This is a genomic window from Brevundimonas vesicularis (assembly GCF_014204545.1).
Taxonomy (GTDB): domain Bacteria; phylum Pseudomonadota; class Alphaproteobacteria; order Caulobacterales; family Caulobacteraceae; genus Brevundimonas; species Brevundimonas vesicularis_B.
In genome coordinates this window covers 24,297-51,021 of the sequence record NZ_JACHLJ010000005.1, presented here as the reverse complement: position 1 = coordinate 51,021, position 26,725 = coordinate 24,297, and the positions used below count along the sequence as shown (strand labels likewise).

29 protein-coding genes and 2 tRNA genes are annotated in these 26,725 nt (G+C 64.5%); 13 read left to right on the top strand and 18 right to left on the bottom strand.

Annotation, left to right across the window (positions count from 1 at the left end; translation table 11 throughout):
• Window positions 1-17 precede the first annotated feature (17 nt).
• Window positions 18-94, top strand: a tRNA-Met gene (locus HNP47_RS15455).
• A gap of 262 nt (window positions 95-356) precedes the next feature.
• Here HNP47_RS15455 and HNP47_RS16625 read toward each other — a convergent pair.
• The 4 genes from HNP47_RS16625 to HNP47_RS15435 all read right to left on the bottom strand — a co-directional run bounded on the left by HNP47_RS16625 (window position 357) and on the right by HNP47_RS15435 (window position 3,063).
• On the bottom strand, window positions 357-764 hold the full coding sequence (locus tag HNP47_RS16625; protein WP_184280257.1) for a zinc ribbon domain-containing protein: 408 nt from the start codon (window positions 762-764) through the stop codon (window positions 357-359).
• Between the two features lie 66 nt (window positions 765-830).
• Window positions 831-1,157, bottom strand: a complete 327-nt coding sequence (locus HNP47_RS16620) for a recombinase family protein (RefSeq protein ID WP_409360166.1) — start codon at window positions 1,155-1,157, stop codon at window positions 831-833.
• Between the two features lie 279 nt (window positions 1,158-1,436).
• Window positions 1,437-2,297, bottom strand: coding sequence for a DNA polymerase Y family protein (locus HNP47_RS15440; protein ID WP_221415173.1), 861 nt, complete (start codon window positions 2,295-2,297; stop codon window positions 1,437-1,439).
• Between the two features lie 7 nt (window positions 2,298-2,304).
• The gene (locus HNP47_RS15435) at window positions 2,305-3,063 is read right to left on the bottom strand and encodes an ImuA family protein (RefSeq protein WP_184280255.1); all 759 of its coding nucleotides are present in this window, start codon (window positions 3,061-3,063) and stop codon (window positions 2,305-2,307) included.
• Between the two features lie 250 nt (window positions 3,064-3,313).
• Between HNP47_RS15435 and HNP47_RS15430 the strand changes: the two genes are divergently transcribed.
• Together HNP47_RS15430 and HNP47_RS15425 are read left to right on the top strand one after the other, a co-directional pair.
• Window positions 3,314-3,541, top strand: a complete 228-nt coding sequence (locus HNP47_RS15430; protein ID WP_260394924.1) for a hypothetical protein — start codon at window positions 3,314-3,316, stop codon at window positions 3,539-3,541.
• Window positions 3,538-3,978, top strand: a complete 441-nt coding sequence (locus HNP47_RS15425) for a DUF1810 domain-containing protein (protein ID WP_184280253.1) — start codon at window positions 3,538-3,540, stop codon at window positions 3,976-3,978. Before HNP47_RS15430 ends, HNP47_RS15425 begins: the two co-directional genes overlap by 4 nt.
• Window positions 3,979-4,004: 26 nt before the next feature.
• On the opposite strand, the gene HNP47_RS15420 is transcribed toward HNP47_RS15425, so the two are convergent.
• The 3 genes from HNP47_RS15420 to HNP47_RS15410 are packed head-to-tail and all read right to left on the bottom strand — an operon-like array spanning window position 4,005 to window position 5,397.
• A complete protein-coding gene (locus HNP47_RS15420; RefSeq protein ID WP_184280252.1) occupies window positions 4,005-4,712 on the bottom strand; it encodes an SOS response-associated peptidase in 708 nt (235 codons plus the stop codon).
• 36 nt (window positions 4,713-4,748) lie between these two features.
• Complete coding sequence (locus tag HNP47_RS15415; RefSeq protein WP_184280251.1) at window positions 4,749-5,159, bottom strand: hypothetical protein; 411 nt, start codon at window positions 5,157-5,159, stop codon at window positions 4,749-4,751.
• Window position 5,160: 1 nt separating this feature from the next.
• Window positions 5,161-5,397: a hypothetical protein gene (locus HNP47_RS15410; protein WP_184280250.1), complete on the bottom strand. Its 237-nt coding sequence runs from the start codon at window positions 5,395-5,397 to the stop codon at window positions 5,161-5,163.
• A gap of 321 nt (window positions 5,398-5,718) precedes the next feature.
• Between HNP47_RS15410 and HNP47_RS16615 the strand changes: the two genes are divergently transcribed.
• From HNP47_RS16615 to HNP47_RS15390, 4 genes are all read left to right on the top strand, one after another.
• Window positions 5,719-6,321, top strand: a complete 603-nt coding sequence (locus HNP47_RS16615; RefSeq protein WP_184280249.1) for a sigma-70 family RNA polymerase sigma factor — start codon at window positions 5,719-5,721, stop codon at window positions 6,319-6,321.
• Window positions 6,290-7,300 (top strand): FecR domain-containing protein, encoded by a 1,011-nt coding sequence (locus HNP47_RS15400; RefSeq protein WP_184280248.1) that lies wholly within the window; start codon window positions 6,290-6,292, stop codon window positions 7,298-7,300. The genes HNP47_RS16615 and HNP47_RS15400 overlap by 32 nt, the downstream gene beginning before the upstream one ends.
• An 87-nt stretch (window positions 7,301-7,387) precedes the next feature.
• Complete coding sequence (locus HNP47_RS15395; protein WP_184280247.1) at window positions 7,388-10,738, top strand: TonB-dependent receptor domain-containing protein; 3,351 nt, start codon at window positions 7,388-7,390, stop codon at window positions 10,736-10,738.
• A gap of 123 nt (window positions 10,739-10,861) precedes the next feature.
• Window positions 10,862-12,085 (top strand): ComEC/Rec2 family competence protein, encoded by a 1,224-nt coding sequence (locus HNP47_RS15390; RefSeq protein WP_221415172.1) that lies wholly within the window; start codon window positions 10,862-10,864, stop codon window positions 12,083-12,085.
• Between the two features lie 97 nt (window positions 12,086-12,182).
• Here the strand turns inward: HNP47_RS15390 and HNP47_RS15385 are convergent, their stop codons facing one another.
• From HNP47_RS15385 to HNP47_RS15370, 4 genes are all read right to left on the bottom strand, one after another.
• Window positions 12,183-13,658, bottom strand: a complete 1,476-nt coding sequence (locus HNP47_RS15385) for a S41 family peptidase (protein WP_184280246.1) — start codon at window positions 13,656-13,658, stop codon at window positions 12,183-12,185.
• Window positions 13,659-13,728: 70 nt separating this feature from the next.
• Entirely contained in the window at window positions 13,729-14,037 is a 309-nt protein-coding gene (locus HNP47_RS15380) for a hypothetical protein (RefSeq protein WP_184280245.1), read from the bottom strand.
• Window positions 14,038-14,117: 80 nt separating this feature from the next.
• Window positions 14,118-15,128 carry an AraC family transcriptional regulator gene (locus tag HNP47_RS15375; protein WP_260394922.1) on the bottom strand — a complete coding sequence of 337 codons (1,011 nt, stop codon included), beginning with the start codon at window positions 15,126-15,128 and terminating at the stop codon, window positions 14,118-14,120.
• 249 nt (window positions 15,129-15,377) lie between these two features.
• Window positions 15,378-16,298 (bottom strand): LysR family transcriptional regulator, encoded by a 921-nt coding sequence (locus tag HNP47_RS15370; protein WP_184280244.1) that lies wholly within the window; start codon window positions 16,296-16,298, stop codon window positions 15,378-15,380.
• A gap of 127 nt (window positions 16,299-16,425) precedes the next feature.
• On the opposite strand from HNP47_RS15370, the gene HNP47_RS15365 reads away from it, so the two are divergent.
• Both HNP47_RS15365 and HNP47_RS15360 read left to right on the top strand, forming a co-directional pair.
• On the top strand, window positions 16,426-16,755 hold the full coding sequence (locus HNP47_RS15365; protein WP_184280243.1) for a nuclear transport factor 2 family protein: 330 nt from the start codon (window positions 16,426-16,428) through the stop codon (window positions 16,753-16,755).
• A complete protein-coding gene (locus HNP47_RS15360; protein WP_184280242.1) occupies window positions 16,752-17,540 on the top strand; it encodes an SDR family oxidoreductase in 789 nt (262 codons plus the stop codon). The genes HNP47_RS15365 and HNP47_RS15360 overlap by 4 nt, the downstream gene beginning before the upstream one ends.
• Window positions 17,541-17,925: 385 nt before the next feature.
• Here HNP47_RS15360 and HNP47_RS15355 read toward each other — a convergent pair whose 3' ends face one another.
• From HNP47_RS15355 to HNP47_RS15335, 5 genes are all read right to left on the bottom strand, one after another.
• Window positions 17,926-18,126, bottom strand: coding sequence for a helix-hairpin-helix domain-containing protein (locus HNP47_RS15355; protein WP_184280241.1), 201 nt, complete (start codon window positions 18,124-18,126; stop codon window positions 17,926-17,928).
• Window positions 18,127-18,521: 395 nt separating this feature from the next.
• Window positions 18,522-20,555, bottom strand: coding sequence for a TonB-dependent receptor (locus tag HNP47_RS15350; protein WP_221415170.1), 2,034 nt, complete (start codon window positions 20,553-20,555; stop codon window positions 18,522-18,524).
• A gap of 153 nt (window positions 20,556-20,708) precedes the next feature.
• A tRNA-Arg gene (locus tag HNP47_RS15345) sits at window positions 20,709-20,785 on the bottom strand.
• Between the two features lie 167 nt (window positions 20,786-20,952).
• Window positions 20,953-21,750: an SDR family oxidoreductase gene (locus tag HNP47_RS15340; RefSeq protein WP_184280240.1), complete on the bottom strand. Its 798-nt coding sequence runs from the start codon at window positions 21,748-21,750 to the stop codon at window positions 20,953-20,955.
• Window positions 21,747-22,052, bottom strand: a complete 306-nt coding sequence (locus HNP47_RS15335; protein ID WP_184280239.1) for a 4a-hydroxytetrahydrobiopterin dehydratase — start codon at window positions 22,050-22,052, stop codon at window positions 21,747-21,749. The genes HNP47_RS15340 and HNP47_RS15335 overlap by 4 nt, the downstream gene beginning before the upstream one ends.
• A 156-nt stretch (window positions 22,053-22,208) precedes the next feature.
• Here HNP47_RS15335 and HNP47_RS15330 point away from each other — a divergent pair, with 156 nt between their 5' ends.
• From HNP47_RS15330 to HNP47_RS15315, 4 genes are read left to right on the top strand one after another with little or no spacing between them, the layout of a single operon-like run.
• Window positions 22,209-22,910: a Crp/Fnr family transcriptional regulator gene (locus tag HNP47_RS15330; RefSeq protein WP_184280238.1), complete on the top strand. Its 702-nt coding sequence runs from the start codon at window positions 22,209-22,211 to the stop codon at window positions 22,908-22,910.
• A gap of 51 nt (window positions 22,911-22,961) precedes the next feature.
• On the top strand, window positions 22,962-23,750 hold the full coding sequence (locus tag HNP47_RS15325) for a class I SAM-dependent methyltransferase (RefSeq protein WP_184280237.1): 789 nt from the start codon (window positions 22,962-22,964) through the stop codon (window positions 23,748-23,750).
• Window positions 23,738-25,318: a 2-polyprenylphenol 6-hydroxylase gene (gene ubiB / locus HNP47_RS15320; RefSeq protein WP_184280236.1), complete on the top strand. Its 1,581-nt coding sequence runs from the start codon at window positions 23,738-23,740 to the stop codon at window positions 25,316-25,318. The genes HNP47_RS15325 and ubiB overlap by 13 nt, the downstream gene beginning before the upstream one ends.
• 14 nt (window positions 25,319-25,332) lie before the next feature.
• Entirely contained in the window at window positions 25,333-25,806 is a 474-nt protein-coding gene (locus tag HNP47_RS15315; RefSeq protein WP_184280235.1) for a hypothetical protein, read from the top strand.
• 3 nt (window positions 25,807-25,809) lie between these two features.
• On the opposite strand, the gene arfB is transcribed toward HNP47_RS15315, so the two are convergent.
• Window positions 25,810-26,214 (bottom strand): alternative ribosome rescue aminoacyl-tRNA hydrolase ArfB, encoded by a 405-nt coding sequence (gene arfB, locus HNP47_RS15310; RefSeq protein WP_184280234.1) that lies wholly within the window; start codon window positions 26,212-26,214, stop codon window positions 25,810-25,812.
• Window positions 26,211-26,669, bottom strand: coding sequence for a YaiI/YqxD family protein (locus tag HNP47_RS15305; RefSeq protein ID WP_055809473.1), 459 nt, complete (start codon window positions 26,667-26,669; stop codon window positions 26,211-26,213). The genes arfB and HNP47_RS15305 overlap by 4 nt, the downstream gene beginning before the upstream one ends.
• Window positions 26,670-26,725 lie beyond the last annotated feature (56 nt).

Genomic DNA, 26,725 nt, shown 5'->3' with positions numbered 1-26,725 from the left:
GATACTCTACCGTTTGCCGCGGGATGGAGCAGCCCGGTAGCTCGTCAGGCTCATAACCTGAAGGTCGTAGGTTCAAATCCTACTCCCGCACCCAGCTTCGTAGTAATTTCGCCGTCTTGGTTCACCAGGGCGGCGATTTTGCCTTGTAAGGCCAAGGCAGACTTACCTCGTTCTTCAAACGGCGTAACCACTACGTTTCAATCAACTTGCGCACCAAGTCCCGTGTCTCAGCCGCTCCCTCGCTGTCGCTGCGAGCCAAGGAGCGGGCAAGCCAGTCCACGACGGTCCTTTAATGCTCTGCCACGCGAGGGTGCAGGGCGACGACGGGTGCCGCGGGCGCTTTTGTCAACTCCAATTCAATCTGTGTTCTCCGCGCTTCCAGCCCGTCTAGACGATCCTTGACTGTAGCGCCGGTAAGCACTCCGTGGGCGATCTGGTCGTCCAAGCGTTCTGCACGGCGCTCCAAGTTCAGTGTTTAGTTTCGATCGAGCCTGTGTGATCGTACTTGCGTCGTTCTCTGCTGCAAGCCTCGCCTCTTCGACGGCGAGCGCCACGCGTTCCGGCGCTAGAAGTCGGTTCTTGATCGCGGCTAGGACGCGCGCCTCGATCTCGGCGCTCTCCATCCCTCGACCGTTTGTGCATGCCAGTTTTCCGCGGCCTCGTCTCCAGGAGCACATGAAGCGTTGGTCGGCACCGCTTCGGATCATCGGGCCGCCACAGACCCCGCAGCTCAGTTTTCCGCTCAGTAAGTGTCGGGGCCGCACGGCTCCACGAAGGGAGGGCGCCCGCAGTGGTAAGGTGTTTTCCGCGTAGCGATCCTGAACTTCCGCCTATAGTTCCTCAAAAAGGATCCGAATATGCGGCGCCTCGGTCCAAATAATTTCTTGAGGGTCCGCCGTTCGCGCCTGGCGCTTTCGTGTGCGCCTGTCCTTAACCCAGGTTTGACGACCAAAAACCAGGACGCCCCGATACAACTCGTTATGGATCACCCCATTGCCACGCTCGGCATTGCCGTTGATCGTCGATGCGTTCCAACCTCTCCCTCGTGGGCCGGGTATGCCACGCCTATTCAAATCGCTCACGATTGTCCAAGGGGATTGACCGGCGGCGTATCGCCGAAAGATTTCGCGGACGACTTCTGCTTCATCAGGATAGATATCGCGAGGGCCCCGGATCGGTTCGCCGATGGTGTCGACTTCTCGCCTGATTTTGTAGCCGTAGACACGGCCGCCTGTATGACGCCGGACCGGACGACGCCTTGAAGGCCGAGCCTTGTCTTTCGGCCAGTCTCGCGCAGTTGCGGGCGTTCATGGTGCCCATCAGCCTGATCTGAAGTTCAGATATATCGCCTTCGGAGACCGTGCGGATTTTGGCGCGTGGAACCGCAGGTCCTCGAAGAGGGGCCGCGACATCGGCCTGTGAAATAGAGAGGCGATCTACCGCTTCACCCGGCGTGTGAGCCGCGCGACATCGCGCACGGGGCGCGCCAGGCCGACGCGGATGGCCTCGGTCCGGTTGTCGATCCGTTCAAACCGCAGGTCGAGCCGCGACGCGCCAAGCCCCTGAGCCTCGAGCGCCTCGCTCAGGGCTTCGACCAGTTTGAGCGTGTAGCGGGCCAGGGTCTCGGGCGCGCCGATCGGCTCGGCGAAGACCCGCCGGACCTGGATCAGCTCCGGAGCGTCGATCGGGGTGATCGGTTCCTGGACGCGGCCGTAGGCCTGATCCAGGCGACGGATCAGTTCCGGCCCGAAGCGCAGGGCCAGAGGCGCGCGGGGCTTGGCCTCCAGTTCGCCTATGACGTCGATTCCCAGGCGTCCCAAGCCATCGACCATGTCGGCGGGCAGGCGCAAGGCGCGCAAGGGCAGGCGACAGATGGCAGGCCCCCCGCGCGCGACGACGATGGTCGGTTCGGCGAGGTTGCGGGCCAAGGCATGAGCGGCGCCCCAAGTGTCGGCGAGAGCGGCGTGGGCGCCCAGGCCGACAGCGGCGGTCTGGGCGATCAAATCCTCGAGCAGGCCCTCATCGCTGCCATAGCGGTGACCGGCCCCGGTGACGTCTAGCACCAGGCCGTCCGGCGGGTCGGCGGCCACGATCGGCGCATAGCGGCGCAGCGCCCAGAGGGCGAGCTGGTCCAGGGCGGCCGCATCCCCGGCGGGGTCGAAGGGATGGACGACGAGATCGGCGACCAGGGCCCGGGCCTGGGTCGCGGCCATGCCGGGACGCAGACGATGGGCGCGGGCGGCGGGGTCGGCGGCCAGCACCACGCGTTTGCGACCTTGGCGCCCGATCAGGACCATCGGCGTGTCAGGCGACGGCGCGTCGGGTCCAAGCCGGCGTCGCAGCCGATCGGTCGGCCAAGTGGGGAGGTAGAGCGAGACGACCCGTCTCATCGCAGGCTTCCAGTTCGAAATCCGCGCAGGCTCCGGCGCGGCAACGGATCAGTTCGACGAACCAGCGCGGGCGGCCAACGCCGGGCACGGGCAGGGGGGCGGAGGGCAGGGCGGTGACGCGCCAGCGGGTGGTGGCGGCGGCGGTCGGCTGGCCGAAGTCCGCCGCCTCAGCCTGACGACGCCATCGTCGCACCGCCAGACCCAGCGAGCCGGTGTCCTCGGCGACCAGTTGCAGCCGCCTCGACGCCGTCATGGACAGGCGGGCGACTTCGCCCACGACGGCGCCGAAGCCGCCGTGACGCAGACCATCCTCGAAGGCGGCCAGCAAGCCGGCCTCGTCACCGGCCTCCACATAGATGACCCGGTTCGAGGACAGCCCCGCCTGCTCCAGCGCCGGCGCAAACAGATCCGGGCGGGTCACGCACCAGAGGACCGGCCCTTGGGTGCGCGCCGCGACACCGGCCGCAAACAGAGCCGCGACGGCGCCGTCGATGGCCCCGTCGCCGCCGCCGGCCACCTCATGCAGTGCGCCGAGCGCCAGTCCTCCGGCGGGCAGCCGGCGATCGAGCGCGGCCAGGCCGAACGGCAGCACGCCGCCGGGCGGACGTCGACCCGCCTCGATGCGCGCGATCTCCGTGCGGAGCGCCTGAAAGGATGAAGAGGCGGCGGACATGATCTCCTGAAACCAAATGCGGGTTTAATGTTCCTCATTTGTTCTTGTTCGAGCGTGCGAGAGTCAAGCCGGATCGCAACGGCGCTGTGGATCGCCCTATGGGCGGCGCCCATCCGGCCCACCGCGCGTTAGCTCGACGATGGCGCGGTCTTCCCGACACCCCACGACTCCAGACGGCCGCTATTTCGTGGTGCGAGGCCGGCTGTGGCGGTGCTCCGATCCCGCTCTGTCGGCTGAGGCGAGAGACAAAATGGTGCATGATCTGATGTCGGCGCGCCGGGCGGTGCGGAAGGCCCTGGCGACTGAGGATACGGACGCTTTGGCCGTAGCGCGGCGGAGCGTCGATAAGGCCAAGGTGGGACTGGGGGAGCGGGGCCCGGTTTGGTGGACCGACGGCTCGCCCGATCTCAATCGACACATGGCGCGAAACACCCCCTATGCAGACTGGTTCGCCAGTCTGGGCGAGACGAGCGAATGACGACAACACTCGACCGTTTCGTCGCGGCTCAAGACCCCGTGTTCGAGACGGCGATGGCCGAGCTCGTGGCGGGTCGCAAGACGAGCCACTGGATGTGGTTCGTCTTTCCCCAAGCCCGGTCTCTGGGACGCTCTTCGACGGCCGCCTTCTATGGCATTTGGTCGCTCGAGGAGGCCCAGGCTTACTTGGCTCATACGGTATTAGGGGCGCGGCTCGCTCGCGCCACCCACACCGCGACCACGGCGCCGGCGGCCTCATTGCATCAGCTGTTCGGATCGCCCGACGATCTCAAATTCCGCTCGTCGATGACCCTGTTCGCCGCCGTGGCGGCCGATCCGACCGTGTTCGAAGCGGCTCTGACCCGTTGGGGGCTGTCGGCTGATCCGTTGACCGCAGACCTTGTGTCGACCGCCAGGACGGGACCGGATCGTCTTTAAACAACGATCGGAGGCTTTTACGCGGTTCAGGCGTCGATAACTGACAGAGCGCCGTCGGGAAGCGGGCGCTGAAGCGCCTTGGCCGTTTCCCACGGCGCGGTCATCCAGGCCTCGATCTCGTCGGGCTGTGTCAGGATCACCGGCATGGCCTTGGGGTGAACCGCGCCGACCTCCGCGTTGGGTTCGGTTGTCAGAAAAGCGAAGACGTCGATTGTCTCCATGCCGGTCTTGATTTTGCGCACGCTGGTGTGGGCTTGGAGATGGATGCCGGCGAAGAAGGCGAGGGGTTCCAGGGCGTCCCCGGCCAGTCTGAACCAGACGGGGCGGTATTTGCCGGCGACGTCCCGCCCTGGTTCGCTAAAGGCCGTGAAAGGCACCAGGCATCGAGATGCCAGCGACAGATGTGGGCGCCAATGGCTGGAGCGGGTGTTGCGGACGTTGGTCGTTCCGCTGTCGGGTTCGAACTCGAGGATGCTCTGAAAATCGGCCTCTCCGCCTTTGGCGCGCAGCTTGTCGGCGCGCTTCGTCGCATTGTCGAAGATCATCTTCTTGGACGACGGCATGCCCCAGCGCGCCGAAGCGAGGATGCGCTCTGCGCCCTCCCAGCGCACGATCGGCGCGGGATAATCGGGATAGAGGTCGCCCGGCGCAAGGTTTCCGACGGTCGACCGCATGGCGTTAGCCGCGTCCAGTATGGCCTGGGGGCCGGAGCGCTGGCGGTACAGGTTGCACATCAGGCTCTGGCCTTTTTCAGATCCGCAGCCAGAGATTTACGGTCCGCCTTCATAGGTCGCCTCCGCCTCCTGACGCGCCTTGTTCAGCGTAGTCTGTTGGTGCTCGAAATCCGTCACCTCGGCCTCACGGCGCTCGTCCAGATCGGCCAGCGCCGTATTCAGCTTTTTGATCCTGGCGGCCTTTGCCTTGGACGGTCCCGGAGGTTTGGCGGGCTTGGCCTTGCCGATCTTGCCGACATCGATCGCGAGGCCCCGCTCGATGACCTCGCCAGGAGAGGCCAGGGCGGCCTCGTAATCCGGTCCGCCGGAAAGCTGGCTAGCTAGGCCGGTTGCGAACAAATCCTGCTTTGAGCCCCAGGCCTCCAACGCCTTGGGTCGCGAGCTTGTGGCGACGGTAAAGGCATGGAAACCGTCGGACCAGGTGAAGACCTTCAGCTTGGCCGCCATCTCAGTCGATCAGTCCGCGACGCTGCATGTCTATGGTCACGGGATCGGTCAGCGAAGCGATAACCTCCATGTCGAAGGCGTCCTCCGCTTCCGTCTGATCGGCAAATGAGCGCGGCGGGTTCTGGCGCAGTGTCGACAGCCGCCAGGACGATTGTACCACCTGCTGCCGAGCCAAATGATCGATGCGTTGAAGGCGAACGCCAGCGCGCGATTTGATCAGAGTCTTGCGTGTCGCCATCAGTCGGTCCTCATGGCCGAAGCCTGACACGCAGGCCAGCGAATGTGGAGTCGCGACCGTGCAAAGACCGCGTTCGAGCGCCATTACCAACGAGTTGAGGTGTCAACGCTCTAAAAACGCCTGGTTTTGGCGCATTGCGGCCGCAGACAGTGATGGTGACCAGCGTCGGCTCGACGAGGCTGAGGTGTTCCAGAAGCCCCAGAGCTTTTCGCAATCGTCTGTTAGCTCACTGTCGCGGTGCCGCTGTGCAAGACGTCACGCGTCCGTCACGCCGTCGTAAAAACCGTCGTCTACCGATCCCGCTTCAGGGGCTCGGCTGCAATGTTCGTTTTCACCGAAGAGAAGACGCGGTGGTTTTGCCGCCATGTTTTGCCTCACGAGCCCGGATTGCGGAGCTGGCTCGCGCGAAAACGCTACGCGGGCGTCGATGTAGACGACGTAATCCAGGAAACCTATACCGTTTTGGCCGCGCGCGAACACGTGGGCGACATACAGAACCCCCGCGCTTACATTTTCCAAGTCGCTCATTCGATCGTCGTGCGCCACCTTCGAAGAGCCAAGGTCGTATCGATTCAGGCGATCGAGGAAATGGACGGGTTCGATCCGATCGATGGGGCGGCTTCGCTTGAACAGTCGCTCATAGATCGTGACGAGTTGCGGCGATTGGCTGAAGCGATCGCCGCCATGCCCGGCCAAACGCGCCGGGCCTTCATCCTTCGCCGGGTACATGGTCATACCCAACGCGAGATCGCGCATCAGATGCGACTGTCGGAAAGCACGGTAGAAAAACACATCGCGCGAGGCGTTCGTTTTCTGATTGATTGGTACGCGGATGGCGGAAAAGGCGCGTCCCAACGCTCTAAAGATTTGAAGATGGAGAAACGCGTCCCCCATGGTCGCAAGAGACACAAGTCAGGCCATTGACGACGCCGCAGCGGCTTGGGTCGCGCGGGAGGATCGGGGGCAGCTGTCGAACGCAGACCAAGCTGCGCTGGACGTGTGGCTGCATGCGGATCCCCGCCATGCCGGCGCCCTGCTGCGGGCTCGCGCCATAGGCTTGAGCAGCCAGGCGGCCTCGGCTCTCGGCCGGGATTTTGATCCGAGGCGATTCAAAAGCTCCATACAGCGTCGGCATGTGCCAACGAGCCTATCGCGTCGCCAGTTGATGGCATGGAGCGCCGGAGCGGCGGCCTGCGTTGCCACAGTCGCGGCTGTGGGATTTACCCTCACAGCGCCAACGGCCTACGCGACCGAGCGCGGACAGATGCGTCTAGTTCCGCTGCCCGATGGGTCCACCGTTGTCTTGAACACGGCGTCTCGCGTAACCGTTAGCTATAGCAAGACAAGGCGTCTGGTGCGGTTGTTTGAAGGGGAGGCGGACTTCACTGTCCTAGGCGATCAGGGTTGGCCTTTTGTCGTTGAAGTCGGCCATCGCCAGATTGAAACAGCAGAGGGCGGTGGTTTTCGGGTTCGTAAGCTTGGACGAGAGCCGATCGACTTGTTGGTTCATCAGGGTGTTGTCCAGATCGGCGACGACCAGATCGGCCGACGCGGTGTGTTACGGTCGGACACGCAGATCACCCTCGGGAGCGGAAGAGACGGGCGCCGAGACTCCTTGCCGCGTCATGTCTCTCCGACCGTAATCAACAGAGAGTTGGCTTGGCGCGAGGGCAAGATCGCATTCGAGGGCGAAAGTCTGGCACAGGCGGCTTCAGCTTTTCAGCGCTACAGCAACGTGCGGATATTGATTGCCGATCCGACGCTGGCGCGCGAACCCGTGTCAGGCCTTTTTTCCGCGAATGATCCGGTTGGTTTCAGCCGAGCCGTCGCCGATCTCTTTGGCACCCCGATAAGGGTGGAGCGAACTCGCGTGGTGGTCGGCCTGCCGCAGGCTGGCGCATAAAAGTTTCATGACGGATGGCGGAAGCCCATCCGCCCAAACCTCTCCCCGATCATAGGCCGCCTCTCAGCGGCTCGGGGAAAGATCATAATGTCTCACAAGGCTCTTCTCGCCTGCGGCTCAGCCGTATTTGTCGTCTGCGCGTTTGAGCAGGCACAAGCGCAAACCCGCGACTTCAGCATTCCCGCACAACCGGCCGTGACGGCCATTCCTGAGTTCGCCCGGCAGGCGCGGATTCAGGTTGTCGCGTCCGCGCGCGATTTGGAAGGCGTGCGCACACCCGCCATCATAGGCGAACTGAACGTGCGTGATGCGATGCAGCGACTTATCGCAGGCTCCCCTTTGCGGATTGCGGCCGATACAGGCTCACTCATCACCTTGCGCTCGGTCAGAGCATCGGCGGTGGGCGTGGTGACCGGGACAGTCTCGGATCCCTCCACCCGTGACTATTTGCGCAACGCAGTCGTGAAGATTGACGGCCGCCAGGTCGCCATCTCGGGTGAACGTGGCGAATACAGGGTCGTTGGCGTTCCCGCAGGGGATGTGGAGTTGACGATTGAGTACACAGGTTACGTCCCCGCTCGCACAGTAGTCCGTGTGCCTGCCGGAGGGATGGCGCGGAGCGACGTCGAATTGCGCAGTTCCCTTTCGGCGGCCTCCGATCTATCCGCTACCGAGGTCGCCGAAGTCGTCGTCGTCGGAGCACGTGAGGGCGACGCGCGCGCCATCATGGAGCAGCGCGCCTCCATGAATATCGTCAACACATTGTCGGCAGACAGCTTTGGCGAAATCGGCGACGGCAACCCCGCCGAATTCCTGAAGTATATGCCCGGCGTGGATTTTGACGTCGTGGCTGACGATGTGCCCCGCAACATCTCCCTGAGAGGCCTGCCGTCTCGGTACACCGGTATCACCGTCAATGGCCGGTCGTTGGCCGGAGGCGCTGATGCGAATACAAGCACAACGTCGCCAACGTCGCGTCAGTACAGTTTCGAGCAGCTGGCGCTGACGGGGATCGACACCATCAGCGTCTCCAAGACGACCAGCGCTGACATGGACGCCAACGCGCCTGCTGGAACAATCGACATTCGAACGCGCAAGGCCTTTGATCGCCGTGGGCGCAGCGTCACTGTGCAGCTGGGCGCCTCGACCCACACCGGCCTTTGGGATGATTACCAAACGGGTTGGCAGGAAGGCGGCTATGGCGACCGCAAGTTTCTCCCCATGGCTCAGATCACCTACGCCGACGTTTTTCTGGGCGGGCGTTTGGGCGTGACGGCGGGTCTCAGCGACTCCACGACGCTGATCGAACATGTCCAGACCACGGCGGGCCGAAACTACATACCTACCGCTGTCAGTCCCCAGCCTTATGCCGTGACATCGATCGGCAGCGCCTTTTATGACCGAGAATACAATCGCAAGTCCGCGACTTTTGGACTGGACTTCAAGGCCGCTGACAATCTGATCCTATCGCTGATCAGCACCTACAACCGCGGCGACATCGAGCCCAGCACCTTTACGCCGACCTTCACGACGCTGGCTCGCACCCGGGGTGTCGTCGGCGGCGGCGACCCCGCGCTCGACTTCACCACCAATGCTGCCGCGACATCGACCACTTTGTCTCTGGCCAACACCTTCACCTACAAGGTCGGCGAGACCACCAGCGTCATTCCCAGTTTCGAATGGTCGGGCGCTCGCTTCCGCGTGGACGGCTATGCGGCCTATTCGGACTCCAGCAGCCGGTATGATTCAGCGGCTCGGGGTCAGGTTTCGACTTTGTTGAACGCTGTGGAAGCGCGTGGCAACTTCAGCGCGGCGCGCAGCAACCTTCTCGATCAGGATTGGAAAATCCAACAGGTCAGCGGGACCGACTGGGCCGATCCTGCCAGCTTCACGCTCAGCACGGTCAATGGCTCCAACCGACCGCAAATCCGGACCACCTCGGGATCCTCAATCCAGGCCGAGATGCTGGGCGGAGGGCTCAACCTTGAGTTCGATACGACGTTCGGCCGACTGCCTGTGACCTGGAAAACGGGCGTCAAACTGGCCCGCAACACCTACGATTACGCCAACAACAGCGAAGCCCTTCAGTGGATTTACGGTGGCCCGCTGACCAACACCGAGTTTCTCCGGGCTGTGCAAAGCAGCAATCAGGCCTCGTTCGCCAACAGCGGCATAAGGGTCAGAACCCTGTCTGGGAACGGCCTCTATATGCCGAGCCTGACGAAGATCTACGACATGATGCAGGCGAACCCAGGTCAGTGGACCAATGCGGTCACAGCAAGCAACTGGTACAACGCCAACATCGTCAACACCCGCGAATATCAGGAAGACATCGGCGCCGCCTATCTGATGGCGACGGCCGAACTTACGGACCGCCTGACGCTACGGGCGGGTTTGAGAGCTGAAGAAACGACGGGTCGAAGCGCCGATTTCGATCCTTTGAGTGCGCAAGAGGTCATCAGCGCCGGCTATGCGGTCAATGCCGCGACTGGCCGGGCCACCACGATCACCGGCCTGGAGTATCAGTACCTGACGCGTCCTAAAGTTGAACGAGAAGGGCGGTATACGGACGTTTTTCCAAGCGCATCGGTCCGCTACCGGTTCGACAGCAACATCGACTTCATCGTCGGTTACAGCCGGACCATCCAAAGACCTGACGTCAGCTTGCTCGCGGGTGTTTGGTCGACGGCTCTGACCGAAGAGGGCGTCGTAGTTACGGCCCCGAACCCAGAGCTGAAGCCTGAATATTCGGACAATGTCTCGGTTCGACTGGTTAAATATTTCGAACCGGTAGGTCTGATCGGGGTCAACTACTATCGCAACCGCATCAAGAACGGGATCATATCGCGCAGCTTTACAGCCCAAGAGTTCGGCTACGAGGGGACGGAATACGCCGACGCCACATTCGAGTCCTACACTAACCGGTCTGATCAAGAGATCGGCATCAATGGCTATGAACTCGAGTTCAACCACGCCATGGACTATCTGCCTGGAGCGCTGCGGGGTCTGTCGGTGCGTGGGTCGTGGCTCTACAGCGACCCGGACGTCGTCCAGGAGCGCGTCTCCACCCAAGTTCGACAATTTGGTTTGAGCTGGCGCCAGGGGCCGGCACGGCTGAATCTGAACAGTGTATGGTCCAATGAGAAGGATCGCGGCCAGACCGGCAACATCGCTACGCCGCAAGGCGTCATCACCCAGTCCCAACCCTTCATTCCCTATCTCGAGGTGAATATCTCGGGCAGCTACACGCTGATCAAAAAGACCCGTGGCAATTTTATGGGGTTGGAGGCCTATTTCAGCGCCAACAACATCTTCGGCAACCATCGCGGTACTTGGTATGACAACAGCGAGATTTGGCCGGGATCAAAGGGTCACCACAGCCAAATCGATATCTACAGCGGACAGAAGGCCACCGTCGGTTTTCGCGCTCGCTTCTGATCTCGACCGCCGGTCGTGCGGGCGTCGACGCCCCAATCCCAATTCTCCGCAACAAGGCGCGATAAAGCGACCTTCGAGGCCAAGATGACACTTAGACCCGTTTTAGCCGTCGCCGCTCTTGTCGTGGGCTTCGCCGTCCCCGCCTGGGCGCAAGCCGTCGATCCCGCTATCGGCGCACCGCTGCGCCCATGGCGGAAGGGCGAGATGGACATTCACCACATCAATACGGGACGAGGGGAGGCCCAGCTGCTGATCCTGCCCGATGGCACGAGCCTACTCGTCGACATGAGTGGCAAGACCGTGGAACGGCCGCCCTTCTCGCTGCCGACACGTCCTGACAGTTCGCGCGCTCCGGGTGAATGGGTGGCGCGCTATCTGCAGCGCGTTCTGCCCCCGTCCGCACCGGGAATCGATTATGCATTGATCAGCCACTTCCACGGCGATCACATGGGCGCGATCGTGGATAGTTCGCCGTGGGCGGCCAATGGCGCCTATCGGCTGAGCGGCATCACGGAAGTCGCGGAGCATCTGCCGATCGCAAAGGTGATCGACCGCGCTTGGCCCGACTACGACTATCCGAGGCCGATTTCGGACCGCACGATGACCAACTACCGCACCTTCCTGGCGTGGCAAGCCGAACACAATCATCTTCAGGTGGAGCGATTCCAGCCCGGGCGCGCTGATCAACTGATCCTGGTGCACGACGCCGACACCTATCCCCAATTCCAGATCCAGAACCTATACGCAAACGGGGTGCTCTGGACCGGACAAGGCGCGGCAACGCGCGCTTTGTTCCCTGCCTCTGAGACCTGGCCTGAAGACGATCAGCCGGACGAGAACAAGTTCAGCATCGCGTTTCGCGTCAGCTACGGTCCGTTCGACTATTTCACTGGCGGCGACCTGTCTTCGATCAATGAAGAGACAGCAGCCACCCCGCCTGCCTGGGGGGACGTGGAGCCCTTGGTCGGCCAGGCTACTGGGCCGGTCGACGCCATGAAGGCGAACCATCATGGCAGCTGGGATTCCAACAGTATTCCATTTCTGGCGGCGCTTCGTCCCCAGGTGATCGTCATCGGGTCTCGGGCCGATGGGCATCCGTCGGTGAACACCTGGAAACGAATGACCTCGCAACGGGTCTGGCCAGGACAACGCGACATCTTCGTCACCAATGTCTCGCCGGCGACCGCCACAACGACCTATGGCATAGCGGAGACAGCCAAGAGCACACAGGGGCACGTGGTCATCCGCGTCAATGAGGGCGGCGACAGCTTTCGCGTCTTCGTGCTGGACGACGCCACTGAAGATATGACGGTGAAGGCCGTTTTTGGTCCCTATCGGAGCGGGTGATCGAGCGGCTCGGTCATTCCCGTCAGATGACGCCAAGTCGGAGGCAAGTCCCCCCCCCATTTTCCAAGGCCAGCATGGCGCGAACCGGTCGGCTTGATTAGGTTAGCGCCGCTTCCATCACCGGATCGCGCCCTCCTGCGATCGCCTCGGCCGTGCGCGGGATGGTGATGTCCGGCTGAATGCCTGTGTCCGGCTGGAGCTGTTGCGGGAATGTACCGATCAGCGGCAGGTCGACTTCAAGGCCGGTGGCAGGTAGCCGCAGGAAGTAGAAGGCGCCGCCGTTTATGCCGCGCCGATTGCCGCCTGTGGTCTCGCCCACCAGCGCGCCCAGCCGCTCGCGCTGGACCATTTGCGCGAAGCTGAAGGTGGCCGAGCTGTTTTGCGGCCCGATCAAGACGCGGACCTCGCCAGTGAAACGTGGGCCCCTGGGCTCGATCACACCGCCCTCGTCGGCGCTCCGGGCCAGGGACAGAAAGCGATCATCATAGGGCTGGGCGTCGTCGCCCCAGTCGTCGAAGCTGCGATCCCAGGTGTCCAGCGCGGGACGCAGGTCGTCAGGGATGCGGCGATAGCGCACCAGCCTCCGCGCCGTGTCCGGCAGATTGGGCCGGTCGATCAATCGCGCCGCCAGCACGTCGCCGCAGTCCAGCCCGCCCTCATTGGCCCGAATATCGACGACCAGGCGCTGCACCCCATCGGCCACCAGGGCGTCCATCCGGGCATTCAGCCAGCCCGCCCAATCCCAGTCGCTGTTGTACAGGCCCCAGCCCGGCATGGTCAGCACCGCCGTCGGACCTCGTCGCTCCATCGTCCAGGCGGAGGTGTCGTCGGCGGCCTCGATCACCGGCGGCCGCTGGGCCCGTCTCGCCTCCAAGGAGATGGCCTCCATCTCAGTTCGTCGCGTGCGACCGTCTGGTCCGACCACCTCCAGCGCATGGCGGGCACGCGAGCCGAACATCAGGGGATAAAAGACGTCGAAACTCTCATAGCCGTCCTGCCCCTGGACCGACATCAGCTGACGCCGCTTGCCGTCATTGCCGCCGTCGGCGCGGGCCACGGCCATCAGCCCGGCCAGAACCTCGCCTACGGGACGTCCGTTCAGCCGGACGATCTCGCTACCCGGCGCCATTTCCGTGCCGGTCGGATCGGCCGTGACGATCATGCGGTCGCCCAGCCAAAGGAACTGGAATGGCAGCCGGTCAGGGGTTTCGAACAGCCGAGTCTGCACCGCCCGCGACTGGTTGTAGAAGTTGGCGTAGGAATGCCCACACCGCAGCGCCGCCAGAAATCGCGATAGCCGCAGATAGAAGGCCTCCAGCGGCTGGGGCGTCGCGCTGTCCGCCTCCAGCCGTTCAAACCCGGCGGCGATCTGTTGCGGCGTGTTGTAGCGCAACAGGCCTGGATGCAGGGCCTCATAGGCGCGACGCAGAAGGCGCAGATCCTGGCGCATGGCCGCTGGTGACAGCGTCTCAGCCTGGGCCAGGGCCCTGACCGGTCGAGGCAGGGCGCTGGCCGCCAGTGTCGCTACGCCTGCGCCCAGCAGATGACGGCGAGAGAGGGCGGTCCCGATCATTGACGACCACCCGCCAGTTCGAGCTCAGCTCCACGCATCAGCTCGCCTGCCAGTCCGTCCAGATACCGGGTCAGCCCTCGCCATACTGGCGCAGTTCAGCCGCGTGCTCGGCTGTTTCGCCTTCGCCCAAGACGGCGAAGCCGGCGGTCATGTCGCGAGCATAGGCGTCGATCTCAGGCTTCAGGATGGCGATGCGCCGGGCGATTGCCTGACGCCGCATCTCAAGCCGGACGGGCAGGGCGATGTCGGCCTCGATGGCCTCCACTGTGGCATCCAAGATCTGCTCAAAGCGGTCGGTGCGCACCTCCAGTGCGACTTCGCGCGGGTCCGTCGGCTCTGGCGTCAGCAGCAGGGCGGATGTCAGGGCAAGGATCAGCATGGTCGAGGCTCCTTTTGTGAAGTTGCCCACCCTGACCCCATCGCCTGGACTTTGGCGTCCCAAATCATGGCTGCGGTGATTTATTCATGATCTGACACCTGCGGTGTTCGAGCCGCATCGGCGCGATAGGCCTGCGGCGTCTGGCCGAAGCGGTTGCGGAAAGCGCGGTTGAAGCTGGCCTTGGAGCTGAATCCCGCCTCCAGCGCGAGCGTCAGCACGGAGGCCGTCGCGCCCTGGTCCATCCGTTGCGCCACCGCCTCGCTACGCAGGTCGTTGACGAAGGTCGAGAAGTTCACGCCCAACCCCTCGTTGATCGCCCGTGACAGATAGCCGGTGTTGGTGCCCAGCCTCGCGGCCAGCGTGGTCAGGCTCAGCTCCGGTTCGGCGGCCCAGCCTTCGCGCCGAACGGTGTCGGCCCAGGCGCGGCCCTGCGCGCCCCAGTCGCGTGCGGGACTGACCGTCGAAGGCGCAACCGCCGTCAGCGCCTCCAGCGTCGGATAGGCGACCCGCGTCTGACGCCAGCCTTCGACGGCCAGATAGACAGCGATGGCGGCCAGCCCCGCATATAGGCCCATCAGCCCCCGATACCCCAGCGGCGAGATCACGTCCCACAGTCCATAGACCGTCCACAGCCCCGCCAGCACACTGGTCGCCACCATGGCGCGGCTCAGCCAGCCCAGCGCGAACCGCGTATCATCGCTGCGCTGTTGAGCCAGAGCGCGCCGATAGCCACCCGTCAGCCGCACTGTCGCCAGGCCATAAATCACGAAACTGGCCGTCAGGGCGACGGTGAACAGCGGCCCTGTTACCGGCAGGGAGACATCGGCCCATCTGTCCTTCGCGCCCATCGGTAACAGGAAACTCCCCGCCTGCCACGCAAACTGCAGTCCGCCAGGGATAAGATGCCGCCAGCCCCGCACCGGCCACCGTCCCCGGGTCAGGGCATGCACATATAGATACAGCAGCGGCGGGGCCCACAACGGGTTGGCCACGGGCAGAAACGTCAGCCACCGCCATTTGTCATAGGCTCCGGCGAACCCGATCAGCCAGGGCGTAAACACCCCCACAAGCACCAGTAGCAGCATCGCCATGGTCCGCGCGGCCGTCCGACCATGGAAGGCGGTCCAAAGTCCGAATGCGATGGGGAGGACAACGGCCGCCGCGACGGTCAGCACCGCGGTCCTCCATCCAAACACCAGCCCGTCGATCATCCCCTCAGCATGCCGCGAACGGCGGTCTTTGTCAGCGTCTCCGCATGGGCTGATCGGGCCACGACGGTTAGTCCGCCCTGGAGGCTATAGTCGGATTTTGGATGGCGCTGCTCTGTCTGCTTCTGTCGCTCAGTCCTGAGAGCGCCTCGAGCCGCCGGACGCCTCGCTTTGCTTCCGCGCAAATTCAACGAACGCCCTGAACGCCGCCGTCGGGTTCCGTCGGCTGGGGTAGTAGAGGCTCAACAGCGCCTGGTTCGGCGTCCAGTCCTCAAGGACCTGCACCAGTCGACCGGCCTCGATGTCTTCGCGCACGTCGGATTCCATGGCCAGTGTCAGCCCGACCCCCGCGAGTGCCGCGGTGCGGGCGAGGCCGGCCTCATCAAGGGTGAGGGCGCCCTCCGCGTCGATATGGACCGACTGCCCCTTCTTCTCGAACGGCCAGCGATAGATCGCACCATTGGGAAGGCGGACGCGGAGACAAGCGTACGTGGCCAGGTCTTGTGGGACCATCGGCGTGCCCCGCTTTTCCAGATATGCGTGTGACGCCACCACCACATTGCGCCGGGCGAGCCCGAGCGGGAGGGCGATCATGTCGACTGGCACCCGATCTGCGGCGCGGACGCCGAAATCGAAGCCGCCCGCGACGATGTCCACCATTCGACCCTCGGTGACCACGTCGACGTGGACCTGGGGGTGGACGTCGATGAACGGCAGGATGAGGGAAGAGAAGATTTCCCGCGCGGCCGTCGGAAAGGCGTTAATGCGCAGCGTGCCCGACGGCGTGGACTGTCGGGAACGCACGCCGTCCATGGCCTCATGGATGTCTCTCAGGGCCGAAGCGACCTGTGAAACGAATTGCTGACCCGCCTCGGTCAGGGACACGCTTCGGGTCGTCCGATTGAATAACCTTACGCCGAGCGTGCGCTCCAGCTTTCCGATCGCATTGCTGAGCGCAGTTGTCGAGACGCCGAGTTCGATTGCGGCAGTACGGAACTTTCCGCAGCGGGCGACGACCAGAACCGCGTCCAGTTCGGTCAGGCTGCTCTTCATTATTGTCCCGCCTTTCGTGACGACTGGCGCCGATTTGTCCCGATTATCGCGCGACCTGTCCATCTCTACCTTAGCGTCATCGACGATGCGGCCACAGCGCCGTGACCACAGCCAGCAGGACAGACCAATGCCGCCAGAGCTTCCTTCCCCCATCGCCGACTATGTTGAGGCCAACGCCCGGCTCGACCTCGACGGCATGGTCAAGACCTTCGCCGCCGAGGCGGTCCTTCTAGACAACGGCAAACGCTTTAAGGGGCATGCCGAAATCCGCGCCCTGCTCAAGACGATGGTCATCGATCTGAAGGCGATCTTCACCCCCGACGCCGTTCGTCATGAGGGGCCTGCGGTCGTGATGGAAGGTCCGGCCCATGGCGATTTCCCGGGCAGCCCGATCCGCTTCACCTATCGCGTCGAGCTCGACGGCGACGTCATCAAGGCCATGGAGGTCTCGGCATGACCGTCCTCGCTGATCCCATGGAGTTTGCGGGCAAGCGGGTCCTCATCACCGGCGGCACCAAAGGGCTTGGCCGGGCCGCCGTCGAGCGTTTCCTGGCGGGCGGCGCCCGGGTGATCACCTCGGCGCGCTCGAACCCTGACCCCCTCGACGGGGTCGAGTTCGTCGAAGTTAACTTAACGACAGCCAAGGGCGGGGAAGCCTTGGCCCGTGCGGCGCTCGAGCGGCTGGGCGGCATCGACATCGTCGCCCATGTGCTGGGCGGGTCCGCCGCGCCCGGCGGCGGTTTCGTCGCACTCACGGACGAGCACTGGCTTTCCGAACTGAACCTGAACCTTCTGGCGGCGGTTCGGCTGGACCGGCTGCTGATCCCGCAGATGATCGAGCGGGGCGCGGGCGCAGTGGTGCACGTCACCTCCATCCAGCCGGTTTTGCCCCTGCCGGACGCGACCACGGCCTATGCCGCCGCCAAGGCCGCGCTGAGGACCTATAGCAAGTCCATCTCCAAGGAGCTTGGTCCCAAGGGCGTGCGGGTCAACACCGTCTCGCCAGGCTGGATCATGACCGGGGGCACGGACGTGTTCCTGAAACGCATACAGGCGGCCAACGGCGGCGCCCTGGAAGACGCGCGCCAGCACGTCCTTGCAGGACTCGGCGGCATTGCGATCGGACGCGGCGCCGAGCCTTGGGAAGTCGCCGAAGCCATCGCCTTCCTCGCTTCGGATCGGGCGTCCTCCATTCATGGTTCGGAGCTCGTCGTCGACGGCGGAACCGTGCCGACCGTCTGACCAATAGCCCGCCGACGCTTGGACCAATCCATTAACCCTTGGCAGGTGTCGGGGATTCCAAGGCTTCCATATCGATTTCCGGAGAAAGCCTAAACTCCGCTACTGGCGCATTTGTAACTGCCGGAATGGCGGCGCGTGGCGACTTGTGGTCAGGCCGGAATATCGACAACGCCGAATATACTGCTGTGGCCAGTGCGTGCTCCCGCACGCAAAACACCAAAAAGCCCCACCGCCAAAAGCCGTGGGGCTTTCTGCTGTCGGGTTGAGGGGTGCCTGGCGATTTAACCAAATCGTCAGCCCAGCCAATCCCAAGGGTTCATATCGCGGCATCTCTCACGGCGTCACAATACCCTGGTTATAGCCGCCGCTTTGATAAAGATAGCGGCTAGGTGGCGTCGGCAGGTTTGACGTAAAGGTGCGCTTCGACGCCATCCGTTTTTTGGGCCAGACCCGGCACTTCGTCGAGCTGGCGAAGGCTGGTGAACAGACCGCGTTCCTCGCGATAGCGGACAATCTCAAACCCATGGTCACGCAAGAGTTCGACGCCATCGAGTTCGGCCGCAGTGGCGGTGTTTAAGTCAATCATCTCTCGCGGTCCGTAGTAGAGCCTCGCGGCCGGTGGCCGCAGCGTTGCGCGGGCTGGCGACCTCGCCGGCTGGTGAATTTTTCAAGCGCTTGGGAAGGACGTGCAGCAAGCCGCGCCCTGACACAGGTCGGAAGGCCCTGAGCCCCTAAATCCCGCCGCTTCGCATGACGACAACCGCGATCAGCGTCAGGAAGACGACGGCTGCGGCCGCTATGGCGAGGGCCGTGATGCGAAAGGCGCCTCTTGTCGGCCTATCGGGCCGGTCTTCGTAGCCGATCGGGACTTTGCGGGGTTCTTTTTCGGTCATGGGCGATCAACGCACGGAGGCGGTTCGCGTTCGCCGACGCGTGTAAACCTTCGGCGCAACCAAGGCTGCGCCGAAGGCTCAGGGTTCGTCAGAAGCGGTAGGCGACGCCGACCCGAAGATTGCGGCCGGGCAGAGGGGCGATGTCCTTGAGGAAGGACACGTGTTCGCGGGCTTCCTCGTCCGTCAGGTTCCGCGCCTCGGCGAACAGGGTGACGTTCTGCTGGGCGAAGGGACGGACCGCGACCGAGGCGTTGACCAGGGTGTAGTCGTCGGTCGGCAGTTCGAATGTGTTGGCGACCCGGTCCTGTTCGCCGACGTGGCGAACCTCCGCGCTGGCATCGAACCTGGTCGATGTCCAGGCAAGGCGTCCGGTGACGGAGTAGGGCGGGATCCGCGCGGCAGGGCCGAAGTCTGTCTGGGCGTGGACATAGTCGGCCGCGCCTTCCAGCGAGAGTTTGCGATCGCCGTCCTGCCAAAGCGCATGGGCGCCTTCCAGCTCGAAGCCATAGAATTTGGCGTCGGTCTGGACGAACCGATAGATGGGGAAGAACTCGTCCTCTTCCTCGAAATAGAACTGGTCGCCCGTCGGCCGTTCGTCGATGAAGCCGTTATACCAGGAGTGATAAACGTGCAGATCGCCGGTGAACCGGCCGCGATCATAGTGGGCGGTGCCCTCCAGCGTCGTCACCTTCTCGGAGTTCAGCGTCAGGTCGCCGGTCTCGTAGGCGGCGGTGGCGATGTGGACGCCATCGGCGAACAGCTCGACCTCGCTGGGCGCGCGCTCGTTGTGGGCCAGGCTGAGGCCCAGGAACAGGCCGGCGGTCGGGCGGATGAAGGCGGCGGCGGACGCCGACCAGTTGTCGAACTCGCGCGTGACTTCGCTGGCGCCGCCGATGGGCGTGCCGCTGAGTTCGCGACGGTCATAGCGCAGGCCGCCTTCGAAACCATGGTTGCCGAGGTCCAGACGCTGCACCGTATAAAGGCCCAGTTCGTCGATCTTGATGCTGGGCACGAAGGCCTCCTCGCCGATGGCCTCGAAGTTGCGCGACAGGGCCTGAACCCCGACGGCGCCGTTCCAGCCGTTGCGTTCGCGCTGGACCAGGTCAGCACGGCCTTCCCAGCCGTCGGAGTTGAAGATGGTGCCTGGTTCGCCCACGGCCTCGAACTCGGTGTGAGTATAGTCGGCATGGCCGTAGGAGCCGCGCAGGGCCGAGAAGGGCCCGCTGTCGAAACGGTATTCGCCACGCGCGTCCCAGCGCTTCTGGTTCAGCTTGATGAAGACCGACTCCTCGGCGACTGTGCCGTATTCGCTGTCGGTGTTCTTGTAGGAAACGCCGGCGAAGCCCTTGTCGCCGATGTAGGAACCGCCGACGCCCCAGGCTTCCAGGTCGGTGTAGCTGTTGGGCTGAGTTCTGGTGTCCTCGCGCGCGAGGCCTTCGGCGGCGGCGCGCCTGGCGGAAATGGCCGGGGCCGGGATGTCGTAGTCGTCGGTCTTGCGCTTCACGCCATCGACGTTGAAGGCGAAGTTTCCACTGCCGACGGTTACGCGTCCGAAGGCGCTGCGGCCGTCGTCCACGCTGGACGCCTGGGTGGAGACCACGCCGGACACGCCGCCCTCGGGGATTTCGGTGGGAATGCGATCATCCAGAACATTGACCACGCCGCCGATGGCCGAGCCGCCATAGACCAGCGTCGCGGGCCCGCGAATGATCTCGATACGATTGGCCTCGGCCGGATCGGTGGCCACGGCGTGATCCGGCGAAACAGAGCTCGCGTCGATCAGGCCGATGCCGTTGGTCAGCACCTGGACGCGTGGGCCGCTGAGGCCGCGAATGACGGGTCGGCTGGCGCCGGGCGCGAAGTCGGTCGAACGGATGCCCGGACGTCCGCTGAGCATGTCGCCCAGCGAGGCCGCCGGCGCCGTGGCCAGGGTCTGTTCGTCCACCACGTCCGTCGCGATTACCGAGGCTCGCTGGCTGATGCCATAGGGCGCGCCCGTCACGATGACGTCGCCCAACTCCGCCGGGGCTTGCGGTGCCGACTGCGCGGCGGCGGCGCCGGCCAGAATCGTGGAGCCTGCGGCCGCCATGAGCAGGGATCGCGAGACGCTTGAGGGACGCATGGAAAACTCTCAGCCTGGTGAGGAAGTGACTTGTTACGAGATAACGTCACATAGACTTTGCGTAATCAAGAACCCGACGACGATTTTGTGTTGGACGTGTCTTCGCGAGCATCGCGCGCCGGAGACGACGTCGTGGAATATTGTGAAGGAAAATGGCGCACCCGACAGGATTCGAACCTGTGACCTCTGCCTTCGGAGGGCAGCACTCTATCCAGCTGAGCTACGGGTGCGTCGGCCGGCGCGACGCCGGAGCAGGCCGCTTACAGCATGGCGTAAGCGGCCTCAATCCCGAATGCGCGACACAAGCATGATGACGGCGCCGAACACTGCGTACAACGGCCTCAAGCAGCGCGGAGCGCGATAGGCCCCAAAGGCAAAGCAATAGGGCGCTCGCGCCCTATTGCGCCGTCATGCCGCCGTCGATCTTGAACTCGGATCCCGTGACGAACTTGGATTCGTCGGACGCCAGATAGAGGACGCAGTAGGCGACGTCGTCGGGTTCGCCGATCCGCTTCAAGGGAATGCCCCGCGCGAGGCGCTCGTGCGCCTTGTCCTCGTCCCCGCCGGCCATGGCGATGAAGGGATCCAGGATCGGCGTCTTGATGAAGACGGGATGGACCGAGTTGCAGCGTACGTTCCATTCGGCCTTGGCGGCCTCCAGCGCCAGGGTCTTGGTGTACATCCACACCGCCGCCTTGGTGGCGTTATAGGCGCCCATGCCTGGGGCGGCCGCGAGCCCTGCGATCGAGGAGATGTTGATGATCGAGGCCGGCGCCGAGGCGCGCAGATGCGGCATGGCGTGTTTGGCCCCCAGCATGATGGAGCGTAGATTGATCTCGTACTGACGCTGCCAGTTCTCGATCGTGTCCTGTTCGACGAAGGCCAGCGGGCCGCCGACGCCGGCGTTGTTGACCAACACCGACAGGCCGCCGAGATCGGCGACGGCGGCGGCGATCACGCCTTCCCATTCGGTCTCGCTGGCCACGTCGTGGGCATAGGCGAAGGCGGCGTCCGGGATTTCCGCATTGATCCGGCTCGCCAGGGCCTGGGCGCGAGCGGCGTCGATGTCGGTCACGGCGACGCGGGCGCCTTCGCGAGCCAGCATGAAGGCCATGGCCTCGCCCAGGCCGCCCGCCGCGCCAGTGATCAGGGCCGTCTTGCCGGCGACGCGGCCGGGACGCGCGGAGCCGCTCACGACTTCACCCCCATACCGGCGGCGACGTCGTCAATGAAGCGGGCCAGGGTCACGTCCTTGTCCGTCACGCCATCGGCGTCGTGGGTGGTGAGCAGGATTTCGACGCGGTCATAGACATTCGACCATTCGGGATGGTGGTCCATCTTGTCGGCCATCAGGGCGACGCGGGTCATGAAGCCGAAGGCGGCGTTGAAATCCGCGAACTTCAGCGTCCGCGTGATGGCCGGGCGATCGCCGTCATGCGCGCGCCAGGCGGACAAATCCTTCAGCGTTTCCGCTACGTCAAGCCGTGTGTCGGTCATCGCGTTTCCTCTTTTTCTTTGGCGTAGGGCGCCTGAAGGATGGCGGCAAGCGGCGAAGCCGTGCGGATTCCGTCCAGGGAACCCATGGTCAAGCTTGTGCATTGATCGAGCAATGATCGTCGCTCTCCGGCGTCATCGGTCGCCAGCGGGGTTAGGATGGAAAATCTCTGGATCGCCGCCCTGGATGCGGCCGACCGCAAGCGGATCGAACCGCATTTGAAAGAGCGCGAGATTACACGCGGCCAGATGCTTTATGACGCTGGCGAGGCGGTCGATCAGGTGTGGTTTCCGATCAAGGGCGTGGTGTCGCTGATGACCATCCTGCCGGATGACAAGATGGTGGAGACGGCCGCCATCGGGCGCGAAGGCCTGATCGGCGTCACTTGCGGACCCTTCAATGCGCGCGCCGCCAGTCGGGCCATTTCTCAACGCGACGGCGTCGCGGCTTATTGCTCGGCCGAAGTATTCGGCGAGGCGCTGGAAGACAGCGAGACGCTGCGCTCGGCCCTGTCGCGCTTCACCGAAGGCTTGATGGCGCAGGTGCAGCAGGCGGCCGCCTGCAATGCCCAGCACCGGCTGGACGAACGGTTGGCGCGCTGGCTGCTGATGCTCCACGACCGAGCCGAGGATGACCGGATCGATCTGACGCAGGCTGATATCGCCGGCATGCTGGGCGTGCGTCGCGCCACGGTGTCGGAGGTCGGCACTGTGCTGGAGCGCAAGTCGCTGATCCAGCGGGGACGCGGCTGGGTCAGGGTGCTGGATCGCGACGGTCTGGAGGCGGCGTCGTGCGGCTGTTACGGCCTGATGCGCGACGTGATGAAGGATTTGAAACTGCCGCAGCCCGAAGCGGCCTGATCGGGTGTCTCATCGGATGACGGGGACGCTGCGACGCGCTAGACGACGACTATGACCGACGCCTCCTCCCACGGCCCGCATTCGTCGGGTGATCGTTCTTCCTTCGGCTTTCGCGACGTGGATGCGCGCGAGAAGGTGAAGATGGTGCGCGGGGTCTTCGATTCCGTCGCCTCCAACTACGATGTGATGAACGACCTGATGAGCGTCGGCGTCCACCGCATCTGGAAGGACATCGCCGCCGCCAAGCTGAACCCGCGTCCGGGCGAGACCATTCTGGACGTCGCGGGCGGCACCGGCGACATGGCGCGTCGCTATTCCAAGATGGCGCGCGCAGCCCAGGAGCGGCGCGGCGGCGAGGACGCCAATGTCATCGTGCTGGACTACAACGCCGAGATGATCCTGGCGGGCGTCCACAAGGGCGGCGAACCGGAGATGCAGTGGAGCGTCGGCGACGCCATGAACCTGCCGCTGCCTGACGCCTCGGTCGACGCCTATTCGATCAGTTTCGGCATTCGCAACGTGGCCCATATCGACAAGGCTTTGGCCGAGGCGCGCCGGGTGCTGAAGCCGGGCGGTCGGTTCCTGTGCCTGGAGTTTTCGCGCCCCACGACCACGCCGATCCGCAAGGTCTATGACGCCTGGTCCTTCCACGCCATTCCGCGCATCGGCGGCTGGGTCGCCAAGGATCGCTACAGCTATCAGTATCTGGTCGAGAGCATCCGTCGCTTCCCCGATCAGGATACGTTCAAGGGCATGATCGAGGACGCCGGCTTCCGCCGCGTGTCCGTGACCAACCTGTCGGGCGGGATCGCCGCCATCCATCATGGGTGGGCGATCTGACCAGCCGGATCTATCGCACGGCCCCGCCGCCGCCCGCGACGGTCGCGGTCCAGAACCCGGTTGCGTCCTTCCTGCGCCTGCTGGGCTGGCTGTGGGTCCTGGCGCGTCATGACGCCCTGATCCCGCGCGAGGTGACCCATCTGCTGCCGGCCTGGACGCGGCCGTTCGCCCGGTTCGTGCAACTGTTCTCAGGTCGGGCCGGGCGTCAGGGGCGGCCGGGCCAGAGGCTGGGCAAGGCGTTCGAGCATCTGGGCCCCGTGGCGATCAAGCTGGGTCAGGTCCTGGCGACGCGCGCCGATATCTTCGGGCTGGAATTCGCGCGCGATCTTGGCCGGTTGAAGGACGCCCTGCCGCCGTTCTCTCTGGAAGAGGCGCGTCGCGAGATCGAGAAATCGCTGGGTCGTCCGGCCGAAAGCCTGTTCATCGACCTCAGCCCGCCGGTCGCCGCCGCCTCCCTGGCCCAGGCGCACCGCGCGACCCTGGCCGATGGGCGGGCCGTCGCGGTCAAGGTGCTGCGGCCGGGGGTCGAGCGGCGGGTCGCCAATGGCCTGGATTCGATGCGGCTGGCCGCGCGGCTCGTCTGGCGGCTCGTGCCGATGGCGCGGCGGCTGGAGCCGTCCGCCTTCGTCGAGACCATCGCCAACTCACTGGATCTGGAGCTGGATATGCGGCTTGAGGCCGCCGCCGCCAGCGAGATGGCCGAGGTGTTGGCAAAGGACGGATATATGTCCGCGCCGGCCGTGATCTGGGACGGGGTGGGCAAGCGCGTGCTGACGCTGGAGTGGGCGCAAGGCGTGCCCATGACGGATCCGGCGCTTACGGACCTGCCGGGATTGGACAAGGATCAGCTGGCCGACAATGTGGTGCGCGCCTTCCTTGTCCAGGCGTTGGATCACGGGGTGTTCCACGCTGACCTGCATGAGGGCAATCTGTTCGCCAGCGCGCCGGCGCATCTGACCGCCATCGACTTCGGCATCGTCGGACGCTTGGGACCGGCCGAGCGGCGCTATCTGGCCGAGATCCTGTGGGGCTTCATCAGCCGCGACTACGACCGGATTTCGCGTGTGCATTTCGAGGCCGGCTACGTCCCGCCGCACCACTCGGTGGAGACCTTCGCCCAGGCTCTGCGCGCGGTCGGCGAGCCGGTGATCGGCCGCGCCGCCAGCCAGGTGTCGATGGGCCGGCTCCTAGGCCAGTTGTTCGAGATCACCGCCCTGTTCGACATGCGGCTGCGGCCCGAACTGATCCTGCTGCAAAAGACCATGGTCTCGGTCGAGGGCGTGGCGCGCCGGCTGCAACCCGATCACGATCTGTGGAAGGCCGCCCAGCCGGTGGTCGAACGCTGGATCCGCCGCGAACTGGGACCGCAGGCTCAGGCGCGTGATGCGATCAACGAAATGATCGCCGCCGCCCGCGCCATCTCGCGCCTGGTTCAGGAGCCGCCGCGCCCCGCGGCCGTGGTCATCGAAAAGTCGGGAACTCCGGCTTGGGTGGCGGCTTCAGTCACGGTCGCGGTCATCGCGGCCCTGGCGGCCCTGGGCCTTTCGCTCTGGCCCTATCTGACCTGACCGGAGCTTTCGCTATGAAGCCGACCTTGATGAAGACCGCTATCGCAGCCGCCGTGCTGCTGGCGCCTGTGCCCGCCTTGGCTCAGGCCGCCGCCGGCGCCGTGCCGAACGCCTTCGACCGTCGGGCTCAAGCCTCGGCGCCTCAAGCCCAACCCGCCGCCGCGCCCGCAACGGCGTCCGCCGCCCAGGCTCCCGACATCGCCCGTTCGGAAGAGGCGCTGCGCGCCGTGATCGCCAGCGCCCAGGGGACCGGCTTCGACTATTCGGATTTCACGACCGGTCTCGGAACTCAGATCCGTCAGCAGGAGGCCCAGGTCGTTCCGCTGATCAAGGGCTTCGGCGCCGTTAAGACCGTCGAATACGTCAAGCAGGAAGGCGAGGCCCAGATGTTCAGGGTCACCTTCGACAATCAGGTCACCGAATGGCTGATCGGCTTTGACGCCGAGGACAAGATCGCCGCCCTGCTGTTCCGCCCGGCCGAGAGCTGAGCGTCAGTCCAGCGAAGGCTTGCCGCGCCCCGACTTGATCGAGGCGCGGGTCGTCTTGGCCTTGAGGCGGCGTTCCTTGGACGCTTTGGTCGGCCGGGTCGGCACGCGATAGACGGGGCGGATCGAGGCCTCGGCCACCATGGCCTGAAGCCTTTCGATGGCGTCGGCGCGATTGCGCTCCTGGGTGCGGTGACGCACGGCGGTGATCAGGATCACGCCTTCCAGCGTCAGCCGACTGCCGGCCAGCTTCATCAGCCGCGCCTTGACCGGATCGGTCAGCGACGGCGAGTTCTTCACATCGAACCGCATCTGGACGGCGGTCGAGACCTTGTTGACGTTCTGCCCGCCTGGACCGCCCGCGCGGTAGAAGTGAAACTCCAGCTCGTCTTCGGGGATGACGGTGGTCATGTCGCCGCCTTGCGCGCCTTGACCACGGCCTGATCCAACGCCTGTAAGAAACGCGAACGGTCGGCGGCCGAGAACGGCGGCGGGCCGGATGTCGCCACGCCCATCGACCGCAGATGCTCGCCCACCATCCGTCCCGCCAGGGCCGATCCGATGGAGTCCGGGGTGAAGGGCTGGCCGTTCGACTTCAGCGCCTGTGCGCCCGACTTCAGACAGCGGTCCGCCAGGGGGATATCGGCGGTGATGACCACGTCGCCTACGCCCGCCCGCTCAGCGATCCAGTCGTCGGCGATGTCGGGGCCGGCGTCCACCACCACCTGTTCGATCAGCGGCTCGCGCGGAACCTGCATCCAGGTGTTGGAGACGACATAGGTCTTCAGCCCATAGCGGCGAGCGACGCGATACACCTCTTCCTTCACGGGGCAGGCGTCGGCGTCGATGTAGAGCACGGTGGGCATGGGCCTGACCTAGCGCGGACGCAGCCAATGAAAAAGGGCGGGACCATGCGGCCCCG